We start from the raw sequence: 23,431 nt of genomic DNA, 5'->3' as shown, positions 1-23,431 counted from the left end.
GGCTGGCAGTTGCAATTCCCTAGCCAGAGCTGTCGGTCTTGGAAAGCCCCCCAATCAAGCTTTCAAACAAGCTCAGCACCGCTTTCTGGCTTTCCCTCAAATCGGCCTCCAAGGCCTCAAAGTCGGGCGCGTCCCCCACTCTTGCAAGCAGGTTCTTCAAACCGGTATTGGTTTCCTCGCGGTTGAGCGTGCCTGTCACGCAAATGCGCACGACCTGGGTAAGGTTCAACACCAGATCGATGGCATGCAAGAGCAAATCGGCCTCGGCGGGGGGCAGGATGCCGAGCCGTCCGGCAGCCTCGAAAACCCCGCGCGTATGGGTGGAGAGGATCTGCGGCATTTCGGCGGCGTAACGAAGCTGGAGATACTGGGCGATAAACTCAAGATCGATGAGCCCCCCGCGCACATGTTTGAGCTCCCAAGGGTCGGAAGCGGGAAATTCCTTGGCGATGCGCGCGCGCATATCGGCCACATCCGCCGCCAATTTTACCGGGTCCCGTGGCTTGCAAAGCACACGGGAAATCTCCGTTTCGATCTTTTCCTTCAAATGCGCCGGGCCCGCCGCCACCCGCGCCCGGGTCAGCGCCATATGTTCCCAGGTCCAGGCTTCGGTCTCCTGATATTGGGCAAAACTGTCATAACGCGTTGCGATGGGCCCAGCATTGCCGGACGGGCGCAGGCGCATATCCACTTCATAGAGCTTGCCCTCGGCCGTCGGCGCGGTCAGCGCGTTGACGAGTTGCTGGCAGGCCTTGGCGTAGTACTGCGTGACGCCAAGCTCTTTCGGTCCGTTCGAGACCGCCTCCCCGTCACCCACATCGTAAATCACGATGAGATCGAGATCGGATTCCGCGCTCATCTCGCCGCTGCCCAGTTTGCCCATGGCAACGACTGCCATGTCCGCGCCCGGCACCTTGCCGTAGCGCCGCTCTATTTCCCCGAGGGCGACGGGCTTGAGCGCCCGGATCACTTCGCTCGCGATTGCCGAGTAAGCACTGCCTGCCTCTTCCGCATCGGCACTGCCCGATAGCACCCGAACGCCGACACGGAAACGCTGCTCGCGGGCCCAGACGCGCGTTACATCGAGCGCGCCTTCATAGCTATTTGCCGTGGAAAGCGCCTGACGCAGACCTTCCCCGAGCTCCGCCCCGCGCGGCAGCACCTGAAAAAATTCCGGATCGAGCACCACATCGAGCACCGCCGGGTTGCGGCTTAGATGATTGGCAAGGCGGGGCGCCGTGCCGCAAATATCCGCAATCAGCCCAAGAAGACTCGGATTGGCATAGATGAGAGAGAAAAGCTGCACGCCTGCCGGCAAGCCTTCGATGAATTTGTGAAAGCGGGTGAAAGCAACATCGGGGTCGGCGGTTTGCGAGAGCGCTTTTAAAAGCGCGGGCATCAGCGCGGTCAGGCGCTCGCGCGAGCGGGGCGAGCGGGTCGCGGCAAAGCGGCCAGTATGCCAGCCGCGGATCATTTCCATCATTTCCGCCGGGCGTTTGAACCCCATATCGCTCAAGGTCTGCACCGTTTCCGGGTCATCATCCGTGCCGGTGAACACGAGGCTGCCGCCTTCTTCGGCGAGCGGCGGAGCTTTTTCGAAGAGCGCCGCATAATGGCCTTGCACGCGCGAGAGATGCGCGCGCAGCGCCTCATCGAACGCGGCGCGATCTTCATAGCCGGAGAAAACCGCAATACGTTCCAGGTCCTCTTCCCCCTTGGGCAGCGAATGGGTCTGCTCGTCTTCGACCATTTGCAAACGGTGTTCGAGCGTGCGCAAAAACCTATAGGACTCGACAAGCTCTTCGGCGGCCTGCGGCGTGATCCATTCTTTCTCCGCCAGCGCGCGCAGCATGTCCACCGTGCGCTTGCCGCGCAAATCCGCGTCGCGCCCGCCTGCGATCAATTGCTGGGTCTGGACGAAGAACTCGATCTCGCGGATGCCGCCGCGCCCCAGCTTGATGTTGTGCCCGGCAATGGCAATTTTGCCGTGGCCCTGCACCGCATGGATTTGCCGCTTCATGGAATGGATGTCTTCGATGGCGGCAAAGTCGAGATTCTTGCGCCAGATATAGGGGCGGATGTTTTTCAAGAACATTTCCCCGATTTCTTTGTCACCGGCGACCTGGCGCGCCTTGATGAAAGCGGCACGCTCCCAGTTCTGGCCGCGGCTTTCGTAATATTGCTCGGCGGCGGGCAGCGAGACGGCAAGGGGTGTGCTGCCGGGGTCCGGGCGCAAGCGCAAATCCGTGCGGAAGACATAGCCGTCCGGCGTACGTTCTTGCATGAGTTTTACGAGGCTCTTGGCGATGCGCACCCAAAGGTCCTGTTCTTCGCGCCCCTGGCACAGCGACACGCGGCCCGGCTCGAAAAACACCACAAGGTCGATATCACTGGAATAATTGAGCTCGCCCGCCCCGTATTTGCCCATGGCAAGAACGAGAAAACCCGTGCCTTTGGCAGGTTCTTCCGCGTCGAGCTCCGCAATGAACTTATTTCTCTGGGCATCGCGCAAGAGCCAGCCGGTCGCCTGGCTCACCGCCATATCGGCAAATCGGGTGAGTGCGCCCGTCACCTCCTCCAGCGTCCATTTACCGGCAATATCCGCCGCGCCGATAAGGAGCGCAGCTTCGGCCTTGGCGCGGCGCAGCACCGCCATGAGCGCGGCCTCGTTCTTTGCCTCTGTCGCTTCGTCCTTCAACCTGGCAAGCAGCTTTTCGAACGCCGCGTCCGGCGCGCCGTCGAGCACGCCAAGGCGCGCCGGCTCGCGGGTAATCAGCCGGGTCAGATAGGGGGAATTACCGAGGATACCGGCAAGCAGCGGCTTTTGCTCTTGGAGCAATACGCGCAGGGCGGCACCTTGCGGTATCTTCTGAAGCTCTTCTTCAAGCTGGGAAAGAAAGCCTGCCGCCCGCGCCGCATCGAAGGGCCGGGGCGGCACAAGCGCGCCGAGATAGGGCATGGAGCCAACTTCATTCATTCTTGCGCCACCTTGCATCTTCTATGCAGTTTCCGGGGCCTCTGGACCTTCCGAGGCTACTTATCCGCCGCAAAAAGAAAAGGCCCGCCAAGGGCGGGCCTTCCAAAACGTCAGATCGTGCTGTCTTAGCAGCCGGCAGCCGCTTTCAACTGAGCGGACGGCTTGAAGCGCAGAGACTTCTTCGCCTTGATCTTGATTTCTTCACCCGTCTGCGGGTTGCGGCCCTTACGGGCGGCACGCTTGGTGATCGTGAAGGTGCCGAAGGTGCCGACAGTGAACTTGCCGTCCTTCTTCGCCCGCTTCAGCCCGGCTTCGATTTCGCCGAACACCAGTTCCACAGCGCGCTTGGCTTCCGCTTTGGACATGTCGCCAGCTGCTGCAACGTTTTCGATAAACTCCGCCTTGCTCATCTTGTCTCTCCTAGAATGGCCTCCTCGGTTGGCGCCTTATGTAAAAGCCATAACAAGCCAAGAGATTCGCGCCAATGAAAAACGGACAAAATCCCGCATCAGGACGCCATTTTCTGCGTTTTCAGTGCGATAAACGCACATAAAAGCGGGTTTAGCCCCAAATGCAGGGGCCGGAATCGCCCGTCCTGACGCGGATTCCTGCGATCTGAAAATCCGATTCGCGCGGTCTGTTTCATGATTCGCCTGCCCGCATCTTCGAAAGAAAGATCAGACCGGCAGAGATAGTGTCACGCGCAGCCCAGGCCCGGCATCTGAAAGTTCGATCTGTCCATTGTGCAAACGCGCGGCGGCAGCAGCGAGCGAAAGCCCGAGCCCGCTACCCGGCGTGTTGCGGCTTGCCTCCAGACGCACGAACCGCTCCAGCACGCGCGCCCGGTCCGCCTCGGGAATGCCGGGGCCGTTATCGGCCACGCTCAGCACCACGCGCCCCTGAGACAGCGCAGCCGTGACCGTAATTTCACCGCCATCTTCCCCCTTGCGTCCGTGCTTGATGGCATTGTCGATAAGGTTTGCGATCGCCTGGGAGAGAATTTCGCGGTTGGCGAAAAGCTTCAGGCCCGACGGCACTTCCGCTTTCAAGGTCAGGTTCGCCTCCTCCGCAACAGGCTCGTAAAGCTCCACCGCGTCCAGCACCAGGGCCGAAACATCCACATCCACCATGGACTCCCGTGAGCTGCGCGCTTCGGCGCGGGCAATGGACAAGAGCGCGTTGAAGGTGGTGAGCAGATGATCCGCCTCGCTGATCGTCTTTTCCAGCACTTCCTTGTAATCGGCCTCACTTGCCGGCTTCATCAGCGTCACTTCCAGCCGGTTGCGCAGCCTATTGAGCGGGCTGCGCAGATCATGGGCGACATTGTCCGTCACCTCGCGCATGCCCATCATCAAGGCCTCGATCTGCTCGAGCATATTGTTGAGATTGCCGGCAAGCTGATCGAGCTCATCGCCGGTGCCGGAAACGGGGATGCGCCGGGCAAGATCCCCGCGCATGATCTCCCGGCTCGTGCGGTTGATGTCGTCGAGACGCGCCAGCATGTTGCGGCTCATGATCAGCCCGCCAATGAGCCCGAGCCCCAGTGTCAGCGCCACGGCCCAGATGAGCGAGGCCGTGATCAGGCTTTCGATATTGCGCCGCTCCTCCACGTCGCGCCCGACGAGAAGAAAAAACCCTTCCGGCAACTCGATATAGCGGGCGCGGGCGGCATGGCGCTCCACCCCTTCCATGGTGCGGCGCTGATAATTGAATTCCACATAACCGTCCGGCCCTTGCAAGGCGGCGGGCTTCGCGTCGAGATTGCCCGCCAGCACATTGCCGCGCGGATCGAGCACGAGATAAAGACTCTGGCGCGGATCGCGCGAGCGCTGAATGACCGTGTGAACGAGAAGCGGCAGCCCGCCTTGCGCATATTGCTCGGCAAGACCCTGTATTTCCGCTTCCACCGCCTGGTCCGTCTGGCGGGCGAGAAAACCGGCTGTGTTCCAGTAAATATACCCCAAAAGCGCGATTACCGACGTCACGAACAAGGCGAGATAGATAACCGCCAGACGGAACGTCGATGTCTTGAGGAGATTAGTCAGCAGCACGAAGCGAATACCCCGCGCCGCGGATCGTGTGCAAAAGCGGTTCCTCGAAATTCTTGTCGATTTTCGATCTGAGCCGGGAAATATGCACGTCGATCACGTTGGTCTGGGGATCGAAATGATATTCCCAGACATTTTCCAGGAGCATGGTGCGCGTCACCACCTGCCCGCTATGTTTCATGAGATATTCGAGCAGACGGAACTCGCGCGGCTGCAGGTCGATATCCTGACCCGCGCGCTGCACTTTGCGGGTAAGAAGATCGAGCTCCAGATCGCCGACGGAAAGCTTGGTCTGCACGCTGTCGGGGTTCGCCCGGCGCGCCAGCACCTCTATACGCGCCAAAAGCTCGGCAAAGGCGAAAGGCTTGGTGAGATAATCGTCCCCCCCGCCCGCAAGCCTTTGACCCGGTCATCCACCTCGCCCAAAGCGCTGAGAAAGAGAACGGGGGTTGCATCGGCATTTTCGCGCAGCGCCTCGACGACGGAAAGGCCATCGCGCTTCGGCAACATGCGGTCCACGACCATCACGTCATAGGTGCCGGAGAGCGCCAGCGTGACCCCCTCTTCCCCATCGCTTGCATGATCGACAATGTGGCCGCTCTCCCGCAGGCCTTTGACCACATAGGTCGCCGCTTCGATATCGTCCTCGATTACAAGGATACGCACCTTACCTCGTTCCTCCCCTTGCCTCTTATCCGTTTCCGGTTCGAGCGCGCACACATCATGCGTCAAAAGCTGCTGGGCTGTCATCCTTGCCTCACAATGCTGGGGTGAAAAAGGGGCGGCCGCACCGGTTAGGGGGACGGATCACCGGTGCGGCCTTGAGGGCCAAAACGCATAACAGGCCCATAATTGCTGCGATGACGGCGGGCCCGGCAGACGCCGGCCCGCCATCACACCTCACGCATCTTTTAGCGAAAGGGCGACAAAGTGTTGCCCGCTTTCATTGCGCAGGAGAAGCAGCACCGAGCTTTTGCCCGATTCTTCGATTCGCGTTTCAAACTCGCCGGGATTGGAAACGGAGCGGCCGTTGACCTTGACGATCACATCGCCGGGGCGCACACCCTTGGCCGCCGCCTCGCTTTGCGGGTCGACCCCTTGCACCACCACGCCCTCAGGGCCGGAGGTCAGCGCCAGGCCGAGCTCGCCGGTTTTTCCGGCAGCCCCGCTTTCAAGCGCGGCCACCTGGCGCGGCTCTTCGGGGAATTCGCCGAGCACCACATCGACCTCTTCCTCATCTCCGTCGCGCAGCAGCTCGAAATTCACTTCCGTTCCCGGGTCGTAACCGGCCACCGCCCGGCTCACATCCCGCGCGTCCTTCATCTTCTTGCCGTCAATGGCAAGGATCACGTCGCCCGTCTCAAGGCCGGCCTTGTCCGCCGGGCTGGCTTTCATGACATCGGCGACAAGCGCGCCTTCACCTTCTTCAAGGCCGAGGCTTTCGGCAATTTCGGGCGTGACCGGCTGAATGGAAACGCCGAGCCAGCCGCGCGTCACGCTGCCATGTTCTTTCAGATCGGCAATCACGTCCTGAGCCACAGCCGCCGGAATCGCAAAGCCGATGCCGACGCTGCCGCCCGACGGCGAGAAGATCGCGGTGTTCACGCCCACGACATTGCCGGAAAGATCGAAAGTCGGCCCGCCGGAGTTACCCCGGTTGATCGAGGCATCGATCTGAATGAAATCGTCATAGGGCCCTGCGCCGATGTCGCGCCCGCGCGCCGAAACGATGCCGGAGGTTACCGTGCCGCCAAGGCCGAAGGGATTGCCCACGGCCACCACCCAGTCCCCGATGCGCAGATTGTCTTCCGGCGCAAAGGCCACATAGGGCATGGCTTTTTCAGGTTCGGTTTTCAAAAGCGCGAGGTCGGTCTTCGGGTCGGTGCCGACGATCTTGGCTTTCAGTTCCTCGCCGCTGCTCAGCGCGATCACGATTTCCTCGCCGCCTTCCACGACGTGGTTGTTCGTTACCACATAGCCGTCAGAGGAAATGAAAAAACCGGACCCTTGGGCCTGACGCTTGGGCGCAGGCTGGTTGCCCCCGCCATTCGGCGCGCCGAACTCCTTGAAGAAGCGTTCCAGCGGATGGCCGGGGGGCAGGTCCATACCCGCCGCAGGGCCCGCTTCCGCCTTTTGCGTCACGCGCACACTCACCACGGCCGGGCCCACACGTTCCACCACATCGGCAAAGCTTGCCGGCGCATTGGAGGGAGCGACGGGTTCGATCTCCGTGCTTTCCTGGCGGTTTTCCGCAAAAGGATTGGAGGCCGCACGGGCGATATCCGGGCTCGTGCTGCCCGCGCCATAGCCGATGATGCCGGCTGCCACCAAAGCGGCGGCGAGCGCAATGGGCCGCACCGCTTTGCTTTTTGCCGACATGTTTTCTGCGTTTTTCACATGATCCGTCATGTTCGCTACCCCTGTGATGAAGGACATCCTTGAGTATGAACATAAGAGGTGCGAGCTTACGGCACGCTGTCCGCGCGATTAAATTTCTTTAATTTGATCCGCCCAGAAATTGCCTTATTTGTCCTCATCCGCAAGGCGGGTTTCGACACGCACTTTCGATTCCAGCGTCCGGTGCACCGGGCATTTGTCGGCAATTTCCATCAGCCTGGCGCGCTGCTCACCGCTCAAATCACCCAAAAGCGCAATCTCGCGGGTCATGAGATCGATCTTGGCGCCCGGCTTTTCCTCGCAGTCTTCGCAATCTTCCGCATGCACCTTGTTATGTTCAAGGCGCACGCTAACCCCCTTAAGTGGCCATTTCTTGGCGTCCGCATACATGCGCAAGGTCATGGAAGTGCAGGCGCCGAGCCCGGCCAGCACCCAGTCATAAGGCGCGGGGCCGGAATTCATGCCCCCCACGCTTTCCGGCTCGTCGGCGAGAAAACTATGCGGGCCGATCTGCACCTTTTGTTGAAACTTGCCCGCGCCCGTCTCGGCCACGCTCACGCTGCCTTCCTGGCCTTTGGGTTTTTCCACGGGCGCAGGGGCCTCGATATAGCGCTGCGCCCAGGCGGTCAGCACACCGGCGACATAAACTGCATCTTCCTTGCGCGTTAAAAGATGATCGGCATTGTCGAGCGAGACGAAACTTTTCGGATGCTTGGCGGCAAGAAAAATTTCCGAGGCATTGTCGATCCCCACCTGCTCGTCGAGCGGGGCATGGAAGATGAGCAGCGCTTTTTTCAGCCTGCCGATATGATCGCGCTGCCGCGAGGTTTCGATATCGTCGAGAAATTGCTGTTTGATGGTGAAGCTGCGCCCGGCCAGCATGACTTCCGCTTCACCGTTTTCATTGATCTCGCAAATCTTCTCGCCGAAATTATGCGCGACATGAGCTGCATCCGCCGGCGCGCCGATCGTGGCGATGGCCGCGGCCTCGGGAATTTTCTCCGCCGCCGCCAGCACTGCCGCCCCGCCCAGGCTATGGCCGACGAGAATATCGGGCGCTTCATAAGTCTCGCGCAGAAAGTCCGCCGCCGCGACGAGATCGGCGACATTGGAGGAGAAATTCGTGTTGGAAAAATCGCCGCCGCTCATCCCGAGCCCGGTGAAATCGAACCGCAGCACGGCGATGCCCCTCTCGGCCAGCGCCGAGGCAATACGCGAGGCGGCGAAAATATCCTTCGAGCAGGTAAAGCAATGCGCAAACAGCGCATAGGCGCGCGGGGGCCCCTCCGGCCTGTCGAGCCGGGCGGCCAGCTCTTCTCCGAGCGCGCCTTTGAACGTGACCTTTTCGGATCGAACAGCCATCTTTCTCTCCGATCGTTTGTGCCAAACCCTCCGCCCGGCAGCCAATCTAAAGAGGAAGTGTGACGGCAAACGCTTCCCTATTCACGCATTTTCGCGTCTGCCTTTTCCATCAATTCATCGAGGCGGGCGGCTTCTTCGTCGGAAAGCGGTTCGGCTTCCGCCGCCGTTTCCTTTTTGCGCCGGAAGAGCATAAGCACCACCACGCCGCCGATAAAAAGCGCTATGAAAGGCGCGGCCCAAAGCGCCCAGGTTTCCGGGCGCACGGGCGGGCGCAGAAGCACGAAGTCGCCGTAGCGCGCCACGATATAGTCCAGCACTTCCTCGTTGCTGTCGCCTTCCTTCAGGCGTTCGCGCACCAGAAGGCGCAGATCCCGGGCCAGCGGCGCATCGGAATCATCGATAGACTGGTTCTGGCAAACAAGGCAGCGCAGTTCCCGCGAGAGTTCCCGCGCGCGTTCCTCCAGCTTCGGATTGTCCAGCTTCTCGCCGGGCTCGATCGCCCCAGCCGGGAAGGCAAGGCCCGTCCATAGTGCCGCCGCGAGCAACAGCACCGCGCCTTTATGGAAGGGCCCGCGCGTCAAGATGCCGTTCCTTCCGCCGCCACGGGTGCTTTGCGCCGGGCAAAGGGAATGCCGAGCCTGTAGCGCCTATCGGAAAGCGAAACCGCCCCGCCCAGTACCATGATCACCGAGCCGATCCATATCCAGGGGACGAGCGGGTTCACATAGGCGCGCACGGTCCATTCGTTCTCCCCGCGCCGGTCGCCCAGCACGACGTAAAGATCGGAGACCCAGGCGGTATAGATCGCCGCTTCCGTGGTCGGCATGTTCTGCACCGGATAGACGCGCTTTTCAGGCCGCAGCCGGGCGATTTCCCGGCCATTTTTCATGGCGATGAACTCGGCTTTCTCAGCGCGGAAATTCGGTCCTTCATAGGCCCCGACAGTCGCCAGCATGATTTCATAACCGCCCACTTCCAGCACCTCACCGGTCGTCATGGCGGCCACGCTTTCAACGCGCCAGGCCGAAATGCCGACAATACCCGCCACCATGATGCCGACGCCGGCATGAGCAAGGGTCGAGCCCCAGACCGCACGGGGCAGATGCCGCATCCGGCGCAGGCTCTCACGCGCAGGCGCTTTGAAGGCTTTCACCCGGTAAGCAATGTCGGAAAAGGCGCCGAAGACGAGCCAGGCGGCGAGCCCAAGGCCGATAGGTGCAAGCCACGGCCCCTCACTGTAGAAGGCCGCCACCGCGATGATGGTGAGAATGGCAAGCCCCGCCGCTACGAAAAGCCGTTGCAGCACGGGATAGATATCCGACCGCTTCCAGGCGAGCAGCGGGCCGAGCGGCACCAGCAAAAGAAGCGGCAGCACGATGGGCACGAAAGTCATGTTGAAGAAAGGCGGGCCGACGGAAATCTTCTCACCCGTCAGCGCATCGAGCCCCAGCGGATAAAGCGTGCCGACAAAGACCGCGACCGTTGCCGCCGCCAGGAAAAGATTGTTGAGCACCAGCGCGCTCTCGCGGCTGACGGGCGCAAAAAGCCCGCCGCCTTTCAGCTGCGGCGCCCGCCAGGCATAGAGCGTCAGCGCCCCGCCGATGAAGAAGGCAAGGATAAAGAGAATGACGAGTCCGCGTTCCGGGTCCGTCGCAAAGGCATGAACGGAGGTGAGCACGCCCGAGCGCACCAGGAAGGTGCCGATGAGGCTGAGTGAAAAAGCGAAGATCGCAAGCAGGATCGTCCAGCTTTTCAGCGCGCCGCGTTTTTCCACCACGATGGCCGAATGCAAAAGCGCTGTGCCCACAAGCCAAGGCATGAGGGAGGCATTTTCCACCGGATCCCAGAACCACCAGCCGCCCCAGCCAAGCTCGTAATAGGCCCACCAGGAGCCCATGGCGATGCCCAGCGTCAGCGCCATCCAGGCGGCCAGCGTCCAGGGGCGCACCCAGCGCGCCCAGCCCGGATCGACCTTGCCTTCGAGAAGCGCGGCAACGGCAAAAGAAAACGCCATCGAGAAGCCGACATAGCCCATGTAAAGAAAGGGCGGATGGAAGGCGAGCGCGGGGTCCTGCAAAAGCGGGTTGAGGCCGCCGCCATCGATGGGCGCAGGATCGAGCCGCGTGAAGGGGTTCGAGGTGAAAAGCAAGAAAGCAAGAAAGGCGACGCCGATCAGCGCCTGAACGGAAAGCACGCGGGCACGCAAACTGTCGGGCAGATCGCGCCCGAAGGTCGCCACCGCCGCGCCGAAGACCGAGAGAATGAGGATCCAGAGCAGCATCGAGCCTTCATGGTTCCCCCAAACGCCGGTGATCTTATAAAGCAGCGGCTTGGCGGAATGAGAATGCTGCGCCACCGCATAGACGGAAAAGTCGGAGGTGACGAACGCCGCCGTCAGCGCGGCAAAGGAAAGAAGGACGAGCAAGAACTGCGCCTGCGCCGCAGGCACCCCCACCGCCATCAGCCGCGCATCCTGCCGGTAAGCGCCGATCTGCGGCAGAACGGTTTGCAGAAGCGCCACCGCGAAGGCAAGAACGAGGGCGAAATGGCCTGTTTCAGCGATCACGGATAGGTTCCCTGTCCATAAGTTTCCGAATGGCTTTTCTCCGCCCCTTCCCCTTGCCAATTGCCGCTGCGCTTCAGCGCGTCGGCGACTTCCGGGGGCATGTAATTTTCATCGTGCTTGGCGAGCACCGTGTCGGCAACGAAAACGCCGTCCGCGCCGAGCACGCCTTCGGTAACGACGCCCTGGCCTTCGCGGAAAAGATCGGGCAGCGTGCCGCTATAGGTCACGGTCACGGTTGCGGCGAAATCGGTCACATCGAAGCGCACATCCGTGCCCTCGCCGCGCGTCACGCTTTCTTCCGCCACCAGCCCGCCGAGGCGCAAGCGCTCGCCCGGCTCCGTGCCGCGCTCGGCAATGTCGCTCGGGCTATAGAAGAAAACGATATTGTCCTGCAGTGCGGTCAGCACCAGGCCCACCGCCGCCGCGAGAATAACCAACCCTGCCCCGATCAAACTGGCGCGGCGCTGTTTGCGTGTCATAAATCCGGTCCCGTTCCTGCTCTGCCTTCAGCCTACCTGATATAAAGCGCGCGCCATTTCATGGCAAAGAGCCAAATCGACGCGGCACGGCGCGGAAAACTGCGCTTTACCGCCTTTAAAGCTCCCTCCTTGTTATATCCCCAGGGCCGCGCGGGTCGAGGCCCCCACGATCCCGTCCGCGGTCAGTCTTTCGAGCTGCTGGAAGTCCTTGACGATCCGTTCCAGATTTTCATCGAAAACACCGTCCGTATTGATCACATATCCGTGCCTTTTCAGCGCCTCTTCCAGCGCCCGCACATCTTCGCCCGTCATGGGCGGCGATTTGAGCAACAAAAGCCGCTCTTCGGCCCCTTCCGCAGAAACCCTGACGGGAGGATGGTAATCGATAATATCCGAATCGATGCGCACCCCGCGCACGGTGAGCGGCAGGGCCAGGCTCCAGTTTCCCGAGGCAATCAGTTCCTCGAAGGCTTCCATGCGGTAAATCGTGCGGCGCAGCAGCCGGTTGTCATGGCCGGCGAGCCAGGCCTTGCGCTCGCCCACATAAGCGGTGATCCAGCGCTTCTCACCGATGGCCGCCGCTTTGCCCGCCTTTTCTTCCACCCGGCCTTTCAAATAGCGCCAGGACCCGTGGATATGGCTGTCATAGACAATGGCAAGGCCGAGCGGGGTCTTGATGCCAAGGGCGCGGGCCGCGTCCGCCGAGGGTTTCCAGAAAACCCGGTCGAAAAACCCGTCCTGCACGTCCTGCATGGCCGGGTCCGCGCCCGCCTCCTGCAAGACCCAGCGCAGACGGGCATCATTGTCGAGGCTCGCCTCGCAGCGCTTCAGCGCGGGCAGGTATTCCTTCAATGCGGAGGCGTAGAGCGCGCCGGCGCTTTCCACATAGGCCTTGATCAGGAGATAGAGATTGCCGCTTGCCAGCGTCGTCTGCGCCTTGCCATAGGTCAGATGCCCGCTATCGCCTGCCAGCACCGTCACCGCGCCATAATCGCCTGCCGCCTTGCCGGATTCGAAAATATTGACGATCGCCTGCGCGGTCCGTTTTTCCAGTTCGCCCATTTAGCCTCCCCTACACACCGGCCTGACACCGATTCGTTCAGCATCAGGCAAGACTATGCCTTAACCGGCGGGCGGGGATAAATGGCGCTATTCGGCCTGCGGCTCTTCCTTGGGCGCGTCAAGCTGGCGCCGCGCCGAGGTAATGGCGGCATCGAGCATGCCCGTCCAGGGCGCATCTTCGGGTGCATCGGCGCGGATCGCTTCCCATTCGCGCAGCGCGCCTGCGACATCCCCGTCCTGGGCCTGGCCGAGCGCCAGATAGAAGCGGGCCTTGGCCTGCTCCGGCTCAAGCTCAAGGGCAGCGGCAAAAGCCTGGCGCGCGGGCGGCACCACCACGCCGTCGGAGGAAAGGGTCAGCGCTTCGGCAAGCCCGGCGAGACCGAAAGCCGTGCGCCCTTCCAGCTGCATGGAGCGGCCATAGGCTTCGATCGCCGCATCGTAGCGGCCAAGCTGCAGATAGATGGGTGCGATGATCTTCCAGCCGCGCAGATCTTCCGGGTTCTCCCGCAAGCGCCGCTCGAGGCGGGCCACCAGCTCGGGCACAGAAAGCTCATCCAACGGTTTTTCGAGCCGCGCCTTTTGCGGCTGATCGGGCAGACCCGGCTGGCCAAGGGCGAGATAAAGGGTAAGCGTCACGCCCGTCACCCCGATGACGGCGGCAAAGCCGATGACTTTCAGCATGCGCAGCGAGACGAACCGGCTCTGCCGCTCCTCGCCCGCTTTGTCGGCGGCAGCCAAAAGGCGGCGCGAAATTTCCCGGCGCAAGGGGTCGGCGTCCTTGGCGCTCAGCGTGCCGCGTTCTACGTCTGCTTCCAGCTCGCGCAATTGCTCTTCATAAATCAGCGTTTCCCCGCTCCGCTCGCGCCCGGGCGGCGAGCGGCGCAGCGGGCGCAGCACGAACAGCAGCACCGCTCCGGTGAGCAGCGCCAGAAGAGGCCAAAGCAGCCAACTGCCGATCGCGGCAAGTTGCATTTGATGCGTCCTTTCAATTTTCCTTGCTGCTGGACGGGTCGTCCGCAGGCCATCATAGTAGGCCCGCATAAGAACAGAAACGATAAGGCTGCGGCCATTCGCCGCCCGCGCACGTCTGCGTGAGGCTGGCCGCTGCAACTTGGGACGAGGGTGAGGGAATGAAGCGGGTTTTACTGACCGGCCTCTTGGGGCTGATCGCAACGGTTTTTGGCGCGGGCGCCATTTTTACGATCCACGCGCATGTAACCCGCCCGGCGCCCTGGGACCCGGCCCCGTTTCTGGAAATCGCCCGGCAATATGATGTTGAAATCCGCCGCGACAATTGGGGCGTACCGCATATTTACGGCCCCCGCGATGCCGACGTTGCCTACGGCCTCGGCTATGCCCATGCCGAAGATGATTTCGCTACCATTCAGGAAGTCGCCATTGCCACGCGCGGCAAACTCGGCGCGGTGAAGGGCCCTGATGCCGCCGTTACCGATTATATCGTTCACCTTCTCCAGGTCTGGGAGACGGTGGAGGCGCAATATGAAACGGCACTGAGCGAGGAAACCCGCGCGGTACTGGAAGCCTATGCCCATGGCATCAATCTTTTCGCCGCTCTGCACCCCGAAAAAGTCGAGCCCGGCCTTGCGCCCATGACCGGCAAAGACATTGCCGCCGGCTTCGTTTTCAAGACGCCGTTCTTTTACGGCCTCGACAAACAGCTCATGGAACTCTTTGAGCCGGAGCGCAAACGCTCGATCTCCAAAAATCCGGAGACCGCGTTTCTGCCTGTCGATGAACCTGTCTATCCCACCGGCTCGAACGGCTTTGCCATTGCCCCTTCCCGCTCGGATGACGGGCACACGCGCCTTCTCGTCAATTCCCACCAGCCTTACAAGGGACCGGTTGCCTGGTATGAGGTGCGGCTGAAAAGCGAAGAAGGCTGGGATGTGGCAGGCGGCGCCTTTCCCGGCTCGCCCTTCATGCTGCATGGTCATAACCGCTATCTTGGCTGGGCGAATACGGTCAACAAGCCCGATCTCGCCGATGTCTATGTGCTCACACTCAACCCGGAGAACGAGAACCAGTATCTCCTCGACGGGGAATGGAAGGAGCTGGAGCGCGAGGAAGCGGAGATCAAGGTCAAACTTTTCGGCCCCTTCTACTGGACCGTGACGCGCGATGTGTTCTTTTCCGAGCACGGGCCGGTGCTGAAAACCGACCATGGCGCCTATGCCATCCGCTATGCGGGCATGAACGAGCTGCGCCAGGCCGAGCAATATTTCCGCCTCAACAAGGCGCGCAATTTCGATGAATGGATCGCGGCGATGAAGATGCAGGCCCTGCCCAGCATCAACTACGTCTATGGCGATAAGGACGGCAATATCGCCTATATCTATAACGCGCAGTTCCCGGACCGCGCGGAAGGCTGGGACTGGCAGGCCTATCTGCCCGGCGACCGCTCGGACCTCATCTGGCAGACTTACCTGCCCTTCGAGGAAGTGCCGAAACTGATCAACCCGAAATCGGGCTATGTCTTCAACGCCAACAACACGCCTTTCCGCGCCACGGCGGCGGCGGACAATCTCTCGCCCGCGCAATTTCCCGCCTTTATGGGCATCGAAACGGAAATGACGAACCGCGCGTTCCGGGCAGAGGAACTCCTTTCCCGCGACGAGGCAATCAGCGCGGAGGAATTCGCGGCCTATAAATACGACCTTTATTACAGCCCAGCCTCCAAAGTGGGGCTCACCCGCGCCGCCATTTTAACGATGGATCTCAGCGACGATGAAGAACTGGTCGCCGCGCAAAAACATCTAGCCGATTGGGACCTTGGCACGGACCGGGAAAACCGCCATGCAGCCCTCGGCGTCCTCACCCTGCAGCCGCTCATCATGGCGGAACTGCGCGGCACCGAGGCCCCGCCGCTGCGCCAGGCGCTTGCCGATGCCGTAGAGGTTCTGATGGAGAATTTCGGCAAGCTCGACCCGGAATGGAGCAAGCTAAACCGTTTGCGGCGCGGGGAGGTCGATCTGCCGCTCGATGGCGGGCCGGATATTCTGCGGGCCGTTTATGGCGGCGAGCCAAACGATGACGGCACGCTCACCGCGCGCGCCGGCGACACCTACATCATGTTCGTCGAATGGGACGAAGACGGGGCTTTGAGCTCCCGGAGCATTCACCAGTTCGGCTCGGCAACGCTCGATGAAGCCTCGCCCCATTTTGCCGATCAGGCTCCGCTCTTTGCCGAGATGGAAATGAAGCCGGTGCTCTTCGAGGAAGCAGCGCTTGAGCCGCATATCAAGGCCCGTTACCGGCCTGGCCTTCTGCCCGGCCCTGCGCCCACACCCGCCCCTGCCGCAGACTAGATCATCACGATCGAACTTTCGTCGCTGGCAAGCGGCTGATTCACCAGGCGGGAAATCGGCAAGCTGACGGTTACAGACGTACCCTCGCCGAGCGCGCTTTCGATGGAGAGCGTGCCGTCATGCAGCTCCACCAGCCGTTTGGCGAGCGGCAAGCCGAGCCCCGTTCCTTCATGGGAACGCGAGAGCGAACCATCGACCTGCGTGAAGGGTTGAAGCGCGCGGGGAATATCTTCCGGCCTCATGCCCACGCCTTCATCGCGCACTTTCAGGTGCATATGCGTTTCGTCCGTCTCCACACTAAGATGCACCGTCCCGCCGCGTAGCGAGAATTTCACTGCATTGGCGAGCAGATTGATCAGCACCTGTTTCAGCGCGCGCTCATCGGCGTAAAGGAAGAGGTCTTCATCGGGCGTATCGATTTCAACCCGCACGCCGGCCTGCTGCGCGCGCGGTTTGACGATGACCGCGGCACTGTTCAAGACCGCGCGCACATCCATTTCATGCTCGCTGAGATCGAAACGTCCGGCCTCGATTTTTGAAAGATCGAGAATGTCGTTGATGACGTTGAGCAGATGAATGCCGCTCTCGTAGATGTCGGCGGCATATTCCTGATAACGCGGCGAACCGAGCGGTCCGAAAATCTCCCGCTCGATCGATTCGGAAAAACCGATAATTGCGTTGAGCGGGGTTCTGAGCTCGTGACTCATGTTGGCGAGAAACTCGCTCTTGGATTTGTTCGCCGCCGTCGCCTGGTCGCGGGCAAGACGCAGATCTTCGGCTTCCTTGCGCCGCTCGGTCACATCATGCAAGCCCAGAAGAATGGCCGGCCCGCCCCGGTATCGGATCGCGGCGCCCGCCACTTGCGCCCAAATTTCATCACCCTCATAGGAACTCAGCTTCAGCTCGATCTCGCCCTGCTCGCTCAAATTGCGGCCAATGGCGGCAAGCTGCTTGAAATCGTCGCCGAAGAAACTGGCAAGACTGATCGTGCCCGCCTTGTCTTCCGGAATCCGGAAAAGATCGAGCGCGGCCTTGTTCGCCTGGATGATCCGGCTGTTCTGCGGGCGCACCAAGGCCAGCGGAATGGGCGCAGCGCGGAAGACCGTGCGGAAATTTTCCTCATTGAGCTGCGCCACGCCTTCGGCCTGCCAGCGGTCGCTCATTTCCCGGCGCAGCCGGGTCGTCAGGGCACGGTACTGGTGAATGGTGCGGTGTTCGGAACGGCGCAATTGAGATGAAATGCGGATCGTTTGAATACCGATAATATGGAGCGCCGTCCAGGAGAGCATCAATTGCGCGGTCTCCGGCGTACTGGCGCCCAATATGCCGTAGCTCATCGCCACATGAATGAGACTGGAGAGAATGGCGACGGGCGCTGTGTAGATCAGCCGGTTCGGCACCCCGAAATAAATCACCGCGACGATCGCAAAAGCACTGATGCTGACAAGCGCCAGCTCATCCCCGTTCACCGCATGAGCGGTCATTGCCACGAGAAAGACGAGAAACTCACCCAGCGTCAGGCCGAAAAAGAAGACCTGCGAATCCGGGCTGCGGCGGAAAAGCACGATCGGCGCAAGACAAACCGTGAAAGCGGCAAGACGCGCGGCCAAAAGCTCGAAATAAACGAGCGAAAAACCGTGATGTAGAAAATCGGAACTGCTGGCGAGCAGAAAAATCACAGCCGCGGCGATGGCGACGCGCGTGCGGGACAGGACGACATTCCATGTCGCCATTAAAAAAGCCGCTTCCTCCTGCCTGTCCGAAAACTCACCGTCCCACCGGTAAATATTCATGGGACGTTTCCTGTTTCCCTCGGACTTGGCGGACGGCGCGGGCGCGGTCGGCCTTGCCTTCACGGAGTGTTCCCCTCCCCCTTTTGGGCTCACTCAAGGTTACCCGGGCACGAGCCTAGTTTTGGCAGGTAAAGAAAATGGAAATATTTCCTTTTGGCAGGCATAGTGCGGCCAAAGACTTGAGTTTTCAGAAACAAGCGCACCGGGAGACGGAAATGAGCGGTATTTTATCGGGAATCAAGGTGCTGGATTTCGGCCGTTACATTGCCGGGCCCTATTGCGCGACGCTGTTGGGGGATATGGGCGCGGAGGTGATCCGTGTCGAAAAGCGCGAGGGGAGCGAGGACCGTTTCGTGCAGCCCTTCCGCCCTGGCGCGGGCGCGGGAGAAGGCGGCGAAGGCACGATGTTCCTGCAGCTCAACCGGAACAAGCGCGGCATGACCCTCGACCCGATGAGCGAAGAGGGGCGCAAGGTCGTGCGCGCGATGGTGGCCAAGGCCGATGTCGTGGTGGCCAATCTGCCGCCTCAGACGCTTAAAGCCATGGGGCTCGACTATGAGACCTTGAGCGCCATCAATCCCGGCATCATCCTGACCACCGTCTCCGCTTTCGGCCATGGCGGACCTTACTCGAACCGCGTCGGCTTCGACGGCGTTGCGCAGGCCATGTGCGGCGCGGCACATCTTACGGGTCATGCGGACGAGCCGATGAAAAGCTATGCGCCCTGGGTGGATTTCGGCACCGCCTCGCTTGCCGCGTTCGGCACCATGGCGGCGCTTTTCGAGCGGCAGAAAACCGGCAAGGGCCAGGTCGTGGAAGGCGCGCTGCTCGCCACAGCGCTCAATTTTTTCAACTTCCACCTGATCGAGCAGTCGCTGCGCCAGACGAACCGTGAGGGGATCGGCAACCGCAGTCCCTATGCCGGGCCGGTCGATATCTTCAAGGCCAAGGACGGCTGGATTATGGTGCAATGTATCGGTCAGCCGCTTTTCAAACGCTGGGCAAAACTCATGGGCGAAGACCACTGGCTCACCGATCCGCGCTTCAAGGACGATCTGGCGCGCGGGGATAATGGCGAGGTGCTGAGTGAGCGCATGGGCAAATGGTGCGCCGAGCGTACGGTTGCCGCCGCGCTCGATGAACTGGATGCCGCGCGCATTCCCGCCGGTCCGGTCTATACCCCGCAACAGGCGCTCGATGATCCGCATATCAAGGCCATGGGCTATCTGCACCCCATGGGTTTTCCGGGGATCGACGGCGAGGCGCCGCTCATGGAAACACCGGTGCGCCTTTCAGGCAGCCCCGGTGAAATCCGTCACCGCGCCCCGCTGCTCGGCGAACATACCGCCGATATTTTGTCCGAATACGGCTATAGCGACGAGGACATCCGCTCCTTACGCGCGCAAAACATCATCTAAGCATTGGAGCATTCATGCCCGGTCCCTTTTCCCTGCTGCCTCATGTCGAGCTGTTCGAAGCGCCGACCCCGCTGCAAGAACTGATGAACCTGCGCGCCGTCATCGCCGCCGAAAATGGCTCGTGTCCGCAGCTCTATATCAAACGCGACGACATGACGGGCCTTGCAGGCGGCGGCAACAAAACACGCAAGCTCGAATATCTTCTGGGCGAGGCGCGCAAGCAAAATGCCGACACGCTGATCACCGCCGGCGCGCTGCAATCCAACCATGCCCGCCAGACGGCGGCCGCGGCCTCCAAGGCGGGGTTTGCCTGCACGCTCATCCTTTTCGATACCGTGCCCTATCAGGGCGCGCTTTACCGGCGCTCGGGCAATTTGCTGCTCGACAAAGTGCTCGGCGCCGATCTTGTCATCGAAGACGGCACGGCAGATGCGGCGGAGGTTTTCGAGCGGGTGATGGGTAACATCAGCAAAGCAGACGGTACGCCCTATCTCATTCCCGTTGGCGGCTCGAACTCGGTCGGTGCCATCGGCTATGCGCGCGCGGCCGGTGAAATTCTCGATCAGGCCGCCGCAAAACAAATCGGCCTCACCCGCATTGTCCATGCCTCAAGCAGCCTCGGCACGCAGGCCGGCCTTTTGACCGGTCTTGCCGGGCGGGCAAGCGATGTGCGCGTCACCGGCATCAATGTCTACCGGCACGACACGGAGAAAATGCGCGAGGACCTCACCGACCTTACCGAGCGCACGGCGGACCGGCTTGGTGTGCGCCGGGTGGGGGCGGAGCGTTTTGAGATCGTAGACGGGTTTTTAGGCGAGGCTTACGGCGTGCCGACTGATGAGATGAAGGCCGCCGTTTCCACTCTGGCGCAGACCGAAGGCATCCTGCTCGATCCCGTTTATAGCGGCAAGGCCATGGCGGCGATGATCGCGATGATCTTCAGAGGTGAGATCGGGCCGGAGGAGACCGTCGTCTTTCTGCACACCGGCGGCATGCCCGGTCTTTTTGCTTATGAAGAAGAATTTGCAGGCTGAGCCGCCTTCGAACCGCTCTGCTTACGCCGCGCCCACCGTCTCCCGCAGCGCCACTTGCACGCGGCGGCGGAAAAGCGCGGCAGCTTCCTCGCCCTCCAGAAGCTCCAAAAGCTCGGCAGCAAAAGCGGCGGCAGGCGGCTCCATCTCCGGCTTCGTTGCCGCCAAGCGCAATTCGGTGATCAGCGCTTCGGTGTAGAGCGCCAGATAGGTATCCAGAATATGGCGCAGGTCGCGGTATATCTGCGAAACGCCCAGCACATCGGCGCGCGCCCATGTCGCCAGCATGAAGCGGAACGAGGCTCTGACCTTCTCGGCCTTTTCCAGCGACATGCGTTTGGAAAGGTCGGCGCGGGAAATGGCGGCCTTGCCGAAAGCGCCGGCCTGCTGCAACGGCAGCGCGCCGTGCAGATCGCGCTCGAAGCGCGCCAAATGGTCGCCGATCGCCGTGCTCATTTTTTGGCGCACCGCGAAAACCCGTTTCTCCCACGCGCCATAACGCACGAGGTCGATTTCCTCCCGAAATCCCTTGGAGATATTGGCAAGCCGCAACACCTCTTCGGCCATCGGCTCGAGCGAGGTGACGCCGGGCCGCAAGGCGCAAACCTGCGCGCAGATGTCTTCGCTTTGAATGAGCAGCCGCTCGCCAAGCGCGGCAAGATCCGTGCGCGCAATCAAGAGGTCCGAATTTTGCCGGGCGATCGAACGGGCAAGGCGCATGATCTGCCAGGGTTGCTCCATACGGCCCATTACGGCAAAGGCAATGTAAAGCGAGTGGTCGGGGGCCTCTTTGTAAACACGGTCATAGGTTTCGCGCACCAGCCGCAGGCAGCTTTCGTCGAATTCCTCGATCGTTTCGGGCAACTTCTCGCTAAGTGCTAGAATATCGTCGCCGATCGCCAGCGCATGGGCGATATCTACAGCATCGGCCCTCACCTGCGCGCCGCCGAGCCGTCTGTCCAAAACTTCCCGGTAACCGGGATCGCTGCCGGCCCGTGCCTCAGCTTCCAAAAGCGCGCGGGCCGCGCTCTGGCGCATGACGCTGAGCGAAGCGCCGAGCGCTTCCGGATCGCCGTGCAGAATATGGCGGGAGACGTTTTCAACGAGGCTGGGGAAAGTATCGGGCAAAAGATCGGCGCGCAGCACTTCCCAAACGGGATTGATGGACGCGCGCGGCACCAGCCCCGGTATCTTGCGCCCGGTGCGCAGGTTGACCAGCAGCCCCTCAAACGGCAAACAAAACCGGCGCTGCGCGGTTGCGTAACCGGGGCGGCGCCCTTCCAATGAACGGGCGATGGGACGCACCGCTTGCCGGATAAACTCGATCGGCAGTCCTGCTTCCTCGCCCGCCACGACGGCGCGCTCGACACCCGAAAGCAATTTGAGCGCCATGCCTGCCGGCAGCGATGTCAAATAGCTGCCGAGGCGTGAAGCTTTTTCCGCATCCGATATTTCGTCCAGCATCCGCAGCCTGTTTCCGATCGGTCAGAATTTGGTTAATCTACCGTTAGGCAGATTAGCATCATTAGACTTAACGAGCCCTTGACGCCAAGATGACGGCCAAATCACAGTTAGGCGAGCTTATGGAGGGCTGACCGCCCATGCGCATCCCCGATCTGGCGGAAATCAACCCTGTTTCGCGCCTTCACACGCTCATCTGGGAAAGCCAGCTTCCCAAGGAGAACCGGCCCCTCCGGGCCGCGATCTTTGCCGGGCGTATCACCTGGGTGATCCTCCATGACCTGATGGCGGGCCGGGCGAACCAGCAGGCCATGAGCCTTGTCTATACGACGCTGCTCGCCCTCGTGCCGGTTCTGGCCATCGTCTTTGCAGTGCTTAAGGCATTCGGCGTGCAAAACCATGTCGCCGACCTGATGCGCGAATTCCTCGCCCCGCTCGGCGCGCAAGGGGCTGAAATCACCGACCGTACCCTCGCCTTCGTCGAGCAGGTCAATATCTCCGTGCTCGGTTCCGTCGGCCTTGTCTTTTTGATCTACACGCTCGTTTCGACCATGCAGAAGATCGAGAAGGCCTTCAACGAGATCTGGCACGTACGCTCGGGCCGCTCGCTTGCCCGGCAATTGACGGAATTCGTCAGCGTCGGCCTGCTCGGTCCTCTTGCCCTCTTTCTTGCCTTCGGGATCATGGCGACCGCGGTTTCCTCCGAAATCGTGGAAGACGCGGCCACCGTGCTGCCGATCAAGGAGGCGCTGCAATATGTCGGCCTCATCATGCCCTATCTCGTCATGGTGGGCATGTTCTCGCTGCTTTATAAGGTGATCCCGCACACCCATGTGCAGCCGGGCGCCGCGTTGCTGGGGGGGCTCACGGCCGGGCTGATCTGGGTGGCGACGGGCTGGGCCTTTGCCACTTTCGTCGTCACTTCGGCGCGCTATGCGGCCATCTATTCGGCTTTCGCCAGCCTCGTCTTTTTCATGATCTGGCTTTATGCCGCCTGGCTCATTTTGCTGACGGGCTGCTCGGTCTCTTACTATTACCAGAACCGGCGCCACCTCTCACCCGAGCTTGGCGTTGCGCGTCTGACCATGCGCGATACGGACCGCATCACGCTTGCGGTTCTCGTCATCATTCATCGGGCTTTCAAAAAGGGCGGAAGGCTTTGGCCCGCCGCCGTGCTTGCCCGCCGGCTCAATGTGCCGCTCGGGGTGCTGGAGGAGATTATTTACCCGCTGCACCAGGCCGGCTTCATTGCCGTCAGCGAACAGGGCGGGCGGATCATGCCGGGCCGCGATGCCGCGCAATCGGATATTGGCGAGGCGATCGAGACGGTGCGCCGGGGCGTGCAGGCCGGCGCCCTTTCCAGCATGGACATCAATAGCGACCCTGCCGTGGACGGGCTGTTCACCCGCCTCGATGAGGCCCGGCAGAGCATTCTCAAACGCACCGCAACCGTGGCCGATCTGTTGGCCGAAGCCGAGACCCTGAAAAAAGAAGCCGCCGAATAGCCAAAG

At 61.4% G+C, this 23,431-nt stretch carries 16 protein-coding genes and 1 pseudogene; 4 read left to right on the top strand and 13 right to left on the bottom strand.

Annotated features, from left to right (window positions below; genetic code table 11):
- Positions 1 to 19: 19 nt before the first annotated feature.
- From M2A_RS08365 to ccmI, 11 genes and pseudogenes are all read right to left on the bottom strand, one after another.
- A complete protein-coding gene (locus M2A_RS08365) occupies positions 20 to 2,977 on the bottom strand; it encodes a bifunctional [glutamine synthetase] adenylyltransferase/[glutamine synthetase]-adenylyl-L-tyrosine phosphorylase (protein WP_045445698.1) in 2,958 nt (985 codons plus the stop codon).
- A gap of 125 nt (positions 2,978 to 3,102) precedes the next feature.
- Positions 3,103 to 3,387, bottom strand: coding sequence for an HU family DNA-binding protein (locus M2A_RS08360; RefSeq protein ID WP_045445695.1), 285 nt, complete (start codon positions 3,385 to 3,387; stop codon positions 3,103 to 3,105).
- A gap of 267 nt (positions 3,388 to 3,654) precedes the next feature.
- The gene (locus M2A_RS08355; RefSeq protein ID WP_045445692.1) at positions 3,655 to 5,028 is read right to left on the bottom strand and encodes a sensor histidine kinase; all 1,374 of its coding nucleotides are present in this window, start codon (positions 5,026 to 5,028) and stop codon (positions 3,655 to 3,657) included.
- Positions 5,015 to 5,691: pseudogene (locus M2A_RS08350) on the bottom strand (winged helix-turn-helix domain-containing protein). Before M2A_RS08350 ends, M2A_RS08355 begins: the two are co-directional and overlap by 14 nt.
- A gap of 234 nt (positions 5,692 to 5,925) precedes the next feature.
- Positions 5,926 to 7,434, bottom strand: a complete 1,509-nt coding sequence (locus M2A_RS08345; RefSeq protein ID WP_045445881.1) for a Do family serine endopeptidase — start codon at positions 7,432 to 7,434, stop codon at positions 5,926 to 5,928.
- 114 nt (positions 7,435 to 7,548) lie between these two features.
- Entirely contained in the window at positions 7,549 to 8,784 is a 1,236-nt protein-coding gene (locus M2A_RS08340) for a bifunctional alpha/beta hydrolase/OsmC family protein (protein WP_045445689.1), read from the bottom strand.
- Between the two features lie 77 nt (positions 8,785 to 8,861).
- Positions 8,862 to 9,368 carry a cytochrome c-type biogenesis protein gene (locus tag M2A_RS08335; RefSeq protein WP_081875493.1) on the bottom strand — a complete coding sequence of 169 codons (507 nt, stop codon included), beginning with the start codon at positions 9,366 to 9,368 and terminating at the stop codon, positions 8,862 to 8,864.
- Positions 9,362 to 11,350 (bottom strand): heme lyase CcmF/NrfE family subunit, encoded by a 1,989-nt coding sequence (locus M2A_RS08330; RefSeq protein ID WP_045445686.1) that lies wholly within the window; start codon positions 11,348 to 11,350, stop codon positions 9,362 to 9,364. Before M2A_RS08330 ends, M2A_RS08335 begins: the two co-directional genes overlap by 7 nt.
- Positions 11,347 to 11,829 (bottom strand): cytochrome c maturation protein CcmE, encoded by a 483-nt coding sequence (gene ccmE / locus M2A_RS08325; RefSeq protein WP_045445683.1) that lies wholly within the window; start codon positions 11,827 to 11,829, stop codon positions 11,347 to 11,349. Before ccmE ends, M2A_RS08330 begins: the two co-directional genes overlap by 4 nt.
- Positions 11,830 to 11,961: 132 nt before the next feature.
- A complete protein-coding gene (locus M2A_RS08320) occupies positions 11,962 to 12,891 on the bottom strand; it encodes a chitosanase (RefSeq protein WP_045445680.1) in 930 nt (309 codons plus the stop codon).
- 87 nt (positions 12,892 to 12,978) lie between these two features.
- Positions 12,979 to 13,863, bottom strand: coding sequence for a c-type cytochrome biogenesis protein CcmI (gene ccmI / locus M2A_RS08315; protein WP_052379320.1), 885 nt, complete (start codon positions 13,861 to 13,863; stop codon positions 12,979 to 12,981).
- A gap of 158 nt (positions 13,864 to 14,021) precedes the next feature.
- On the opposite strand from ccmI, the gene M2A_RS08310 reads away from it, so the two are divergent.
- The gene (locus M2A_RS08310) at positions 14,022 to 16,217 is read left to right on the top strand and encodes an acylase (RefSeq protein ID WP_045445677.1); all 2,196 of its coding nucleotides are present in this window, start codon (positions 14,022 to 14,024) and stop codon (positions 16,215 to 16,217) included.
- Here the strand turns inward: M2A_RS08310 and M2A_RS17310 are convergent.
- A complete protein-coding gene (locus M2A_RS17310) occupies positions 16,214 to 18,010 on the bottom strand; it encodes a sensor histidine kinase (RefSeq protein WP_052379319.1) in 1,797 nt (598 codons plus the stop codon). The genes M2A_RS08310 and M2A_RS17310 overlap by 4 nt on opposite strands.
- Positions 18,011 to 18,225: 215 nt before the next feature.
- Here M2A_RS17310 and M2A_RS08300 point away from each other — a divergent pair, with 215 nt between their 5' ends.
- Both M2A_RS08300 and M2A_RS08295 read left to right on the top strand, forming a co-directional pair.
- Positions 18,226 to 19,428 carry a CaiB/BaiF CoA transferase family protein gene (locus M2A_RS08300; RefSeq protein ID WP_045445674.1) on the top strand — a complete coding sequence of 401 codons (1,203 nt, stop codon included), beginning with the start codon at positions 18,226 to 18,228 and terminating at the stop codon, positions 19,426 to 19,428.
- A gap of 14 nt (positions 19,429 to 19,442) precedes the next feature.
- Positions 19,443 to 20,462: a D-cysteine desulfhydrase family protein gene (locus M2A_RS08295; RefSeq protein WP_045445671.1), complete on the top strand. Its 1,020-nt coding sequence runs from the start codon at positions 19,443 to 19,445 to the stop codon at positions 20,460 to 20,462.
- 21 nt (positions 20,463 to 20,483) lie between these two features.
- Here the strand turns inward: M2A_RS08295 and M2A_RS08290 are convergent, their stop codons facing one another.
- Positions 20,484 to 21,923: a hypothetical protein gene (locus M2A_RS08290; RefSeq protein ID WP_045445668.1), complete on the bottom strand. Its 1,440-nt coding sequence runs from the start codon at positions 21,921 to 21,923 to the stop codon at positions 20,484 to 20,486.
- Positions 21,924 to 22,060: 137 nt separating this feature from the next.
- Here M2A_RS08290 and M2A_RS08285 point away from each other — a divergent pair, with 137 nt between their 5' ends.
- The gene (locus M2A_RS08285; protein ID WP_052379318.1) at positions 22,061 to 23,425 is read left to right on the top strand and encodes a YhjD/YihY/BrkB family envelope integrity protein; all 1,365 of its coding nucleotides are present in this window, start codon (positions 22,061 to 22,063) and stop codon (positions 23,423 to 23,425) included.
- The last annotated feature ends 6 nt before the right edge of the window (positions 23,426 to 23,431 follow it).

This window comes from Tepidicaulis marinus (genome assembly GCF_000739695.1).
GTDB lineage: Bacteria > Pseudomonadota > Alphaproteobacteria > Parvibaculales > Parvibaculaceae > Tepidicaulis > Tepidicaulis marinus.
The sequence above is the reverse complement of the archived record's forward strand: the minus strand, read 5'-3'. Positions and strand labels throughout refer to the sequence as shown.

Coding starts and splice junctions, on each gene's coding strand:
- M2A_RS08365 (WP_045445698.1), bottom strand. CDS start 2,977: ATGAATGAAGTTGGCTCCATGCCCTATCTCGGCGCGCTTGTGCCGCCC.
- M2A_RS08360 (WP_045445695.1), bottom strand. CDS start 3,387: ATGAGCAAGGCGGAGTTTATCGAAAACGTTGCAGCAGCTGGCGACATG.
- M2A_RS08345 (WP_045445881.1), bottom strand. CDS start 7,434: ATGACGGATCATGTGAAAAACGCAGAAAACATGTCGGCAAAAAGCAAA.
- M2A_RS08340 (WP_045445689.1), bottom strand. CDS start 8,784: ATGGCTGTTCGATCCGAAAAGGTCACGTTCAAAGGCGCGCTCGGAGAA.
- ccmE (WP_045445683.1), bottom strand. CDS start 11,829: ATGACACGCAAACAGCGCCGCGCCAGTTTGATCGGGGCAGGGTTGGTT.
- M2A_RS08320 (WP_045445680.1), bottom strand. CDS start 12,891: ATGGGCGAACTGGAAAAACGGACCGCGCAGGCGATCGTCAATATTTTC.
- ccmI (WP_052379320.1), bottom strand. CDS start 13,863: ATGCAACTTGCCGCGATCGGCAGTTGGCTGCTTTGGCCTCTTCTGGCG.
- M2A_RS08310 (WP_045445677.1), top strand. CDS start 14,022: ATGAAGCGGGTTTTACTGACCGGCCTCTTGGGGCTGATCGCAACGGTT.
- M2A_RS17310 (WP_052379319.1), bottom strand. CDS start 18,010: ATGAATATTTACCGGTGGGACGGTGAGTTTTCGGACAGGCAGGAGGAA.
- M2A_RS08300 (WP_045445674.1), top strand. CDS start 18,226: ATGAGCGGTATTTTATCGGGAATCAAGGTGCTGGATTTCGGCCGTTAC.
- M2A_RS08295 (WP_045445671.1), top strand. CDS start 19,443: ATGCCCGGTCCCTTTTCCCTGCTGCCTCATGTCGAGCTGTTCGAAGCG.
- M2A_RS08290 (WP_045445668.1), bottom strand. CDS start 21,923: ATGCTGGACGAAATATCGGATGCGGAAAAAGCTTCACGCCTCGGCAGC.
- M2A_RS08285 (WP_052379318.1), top strand. CDS start 22,061: ATGCGCATCCCCGATCTGGCGGAAATCAACCCTGTTTCGCGCCTTCAC.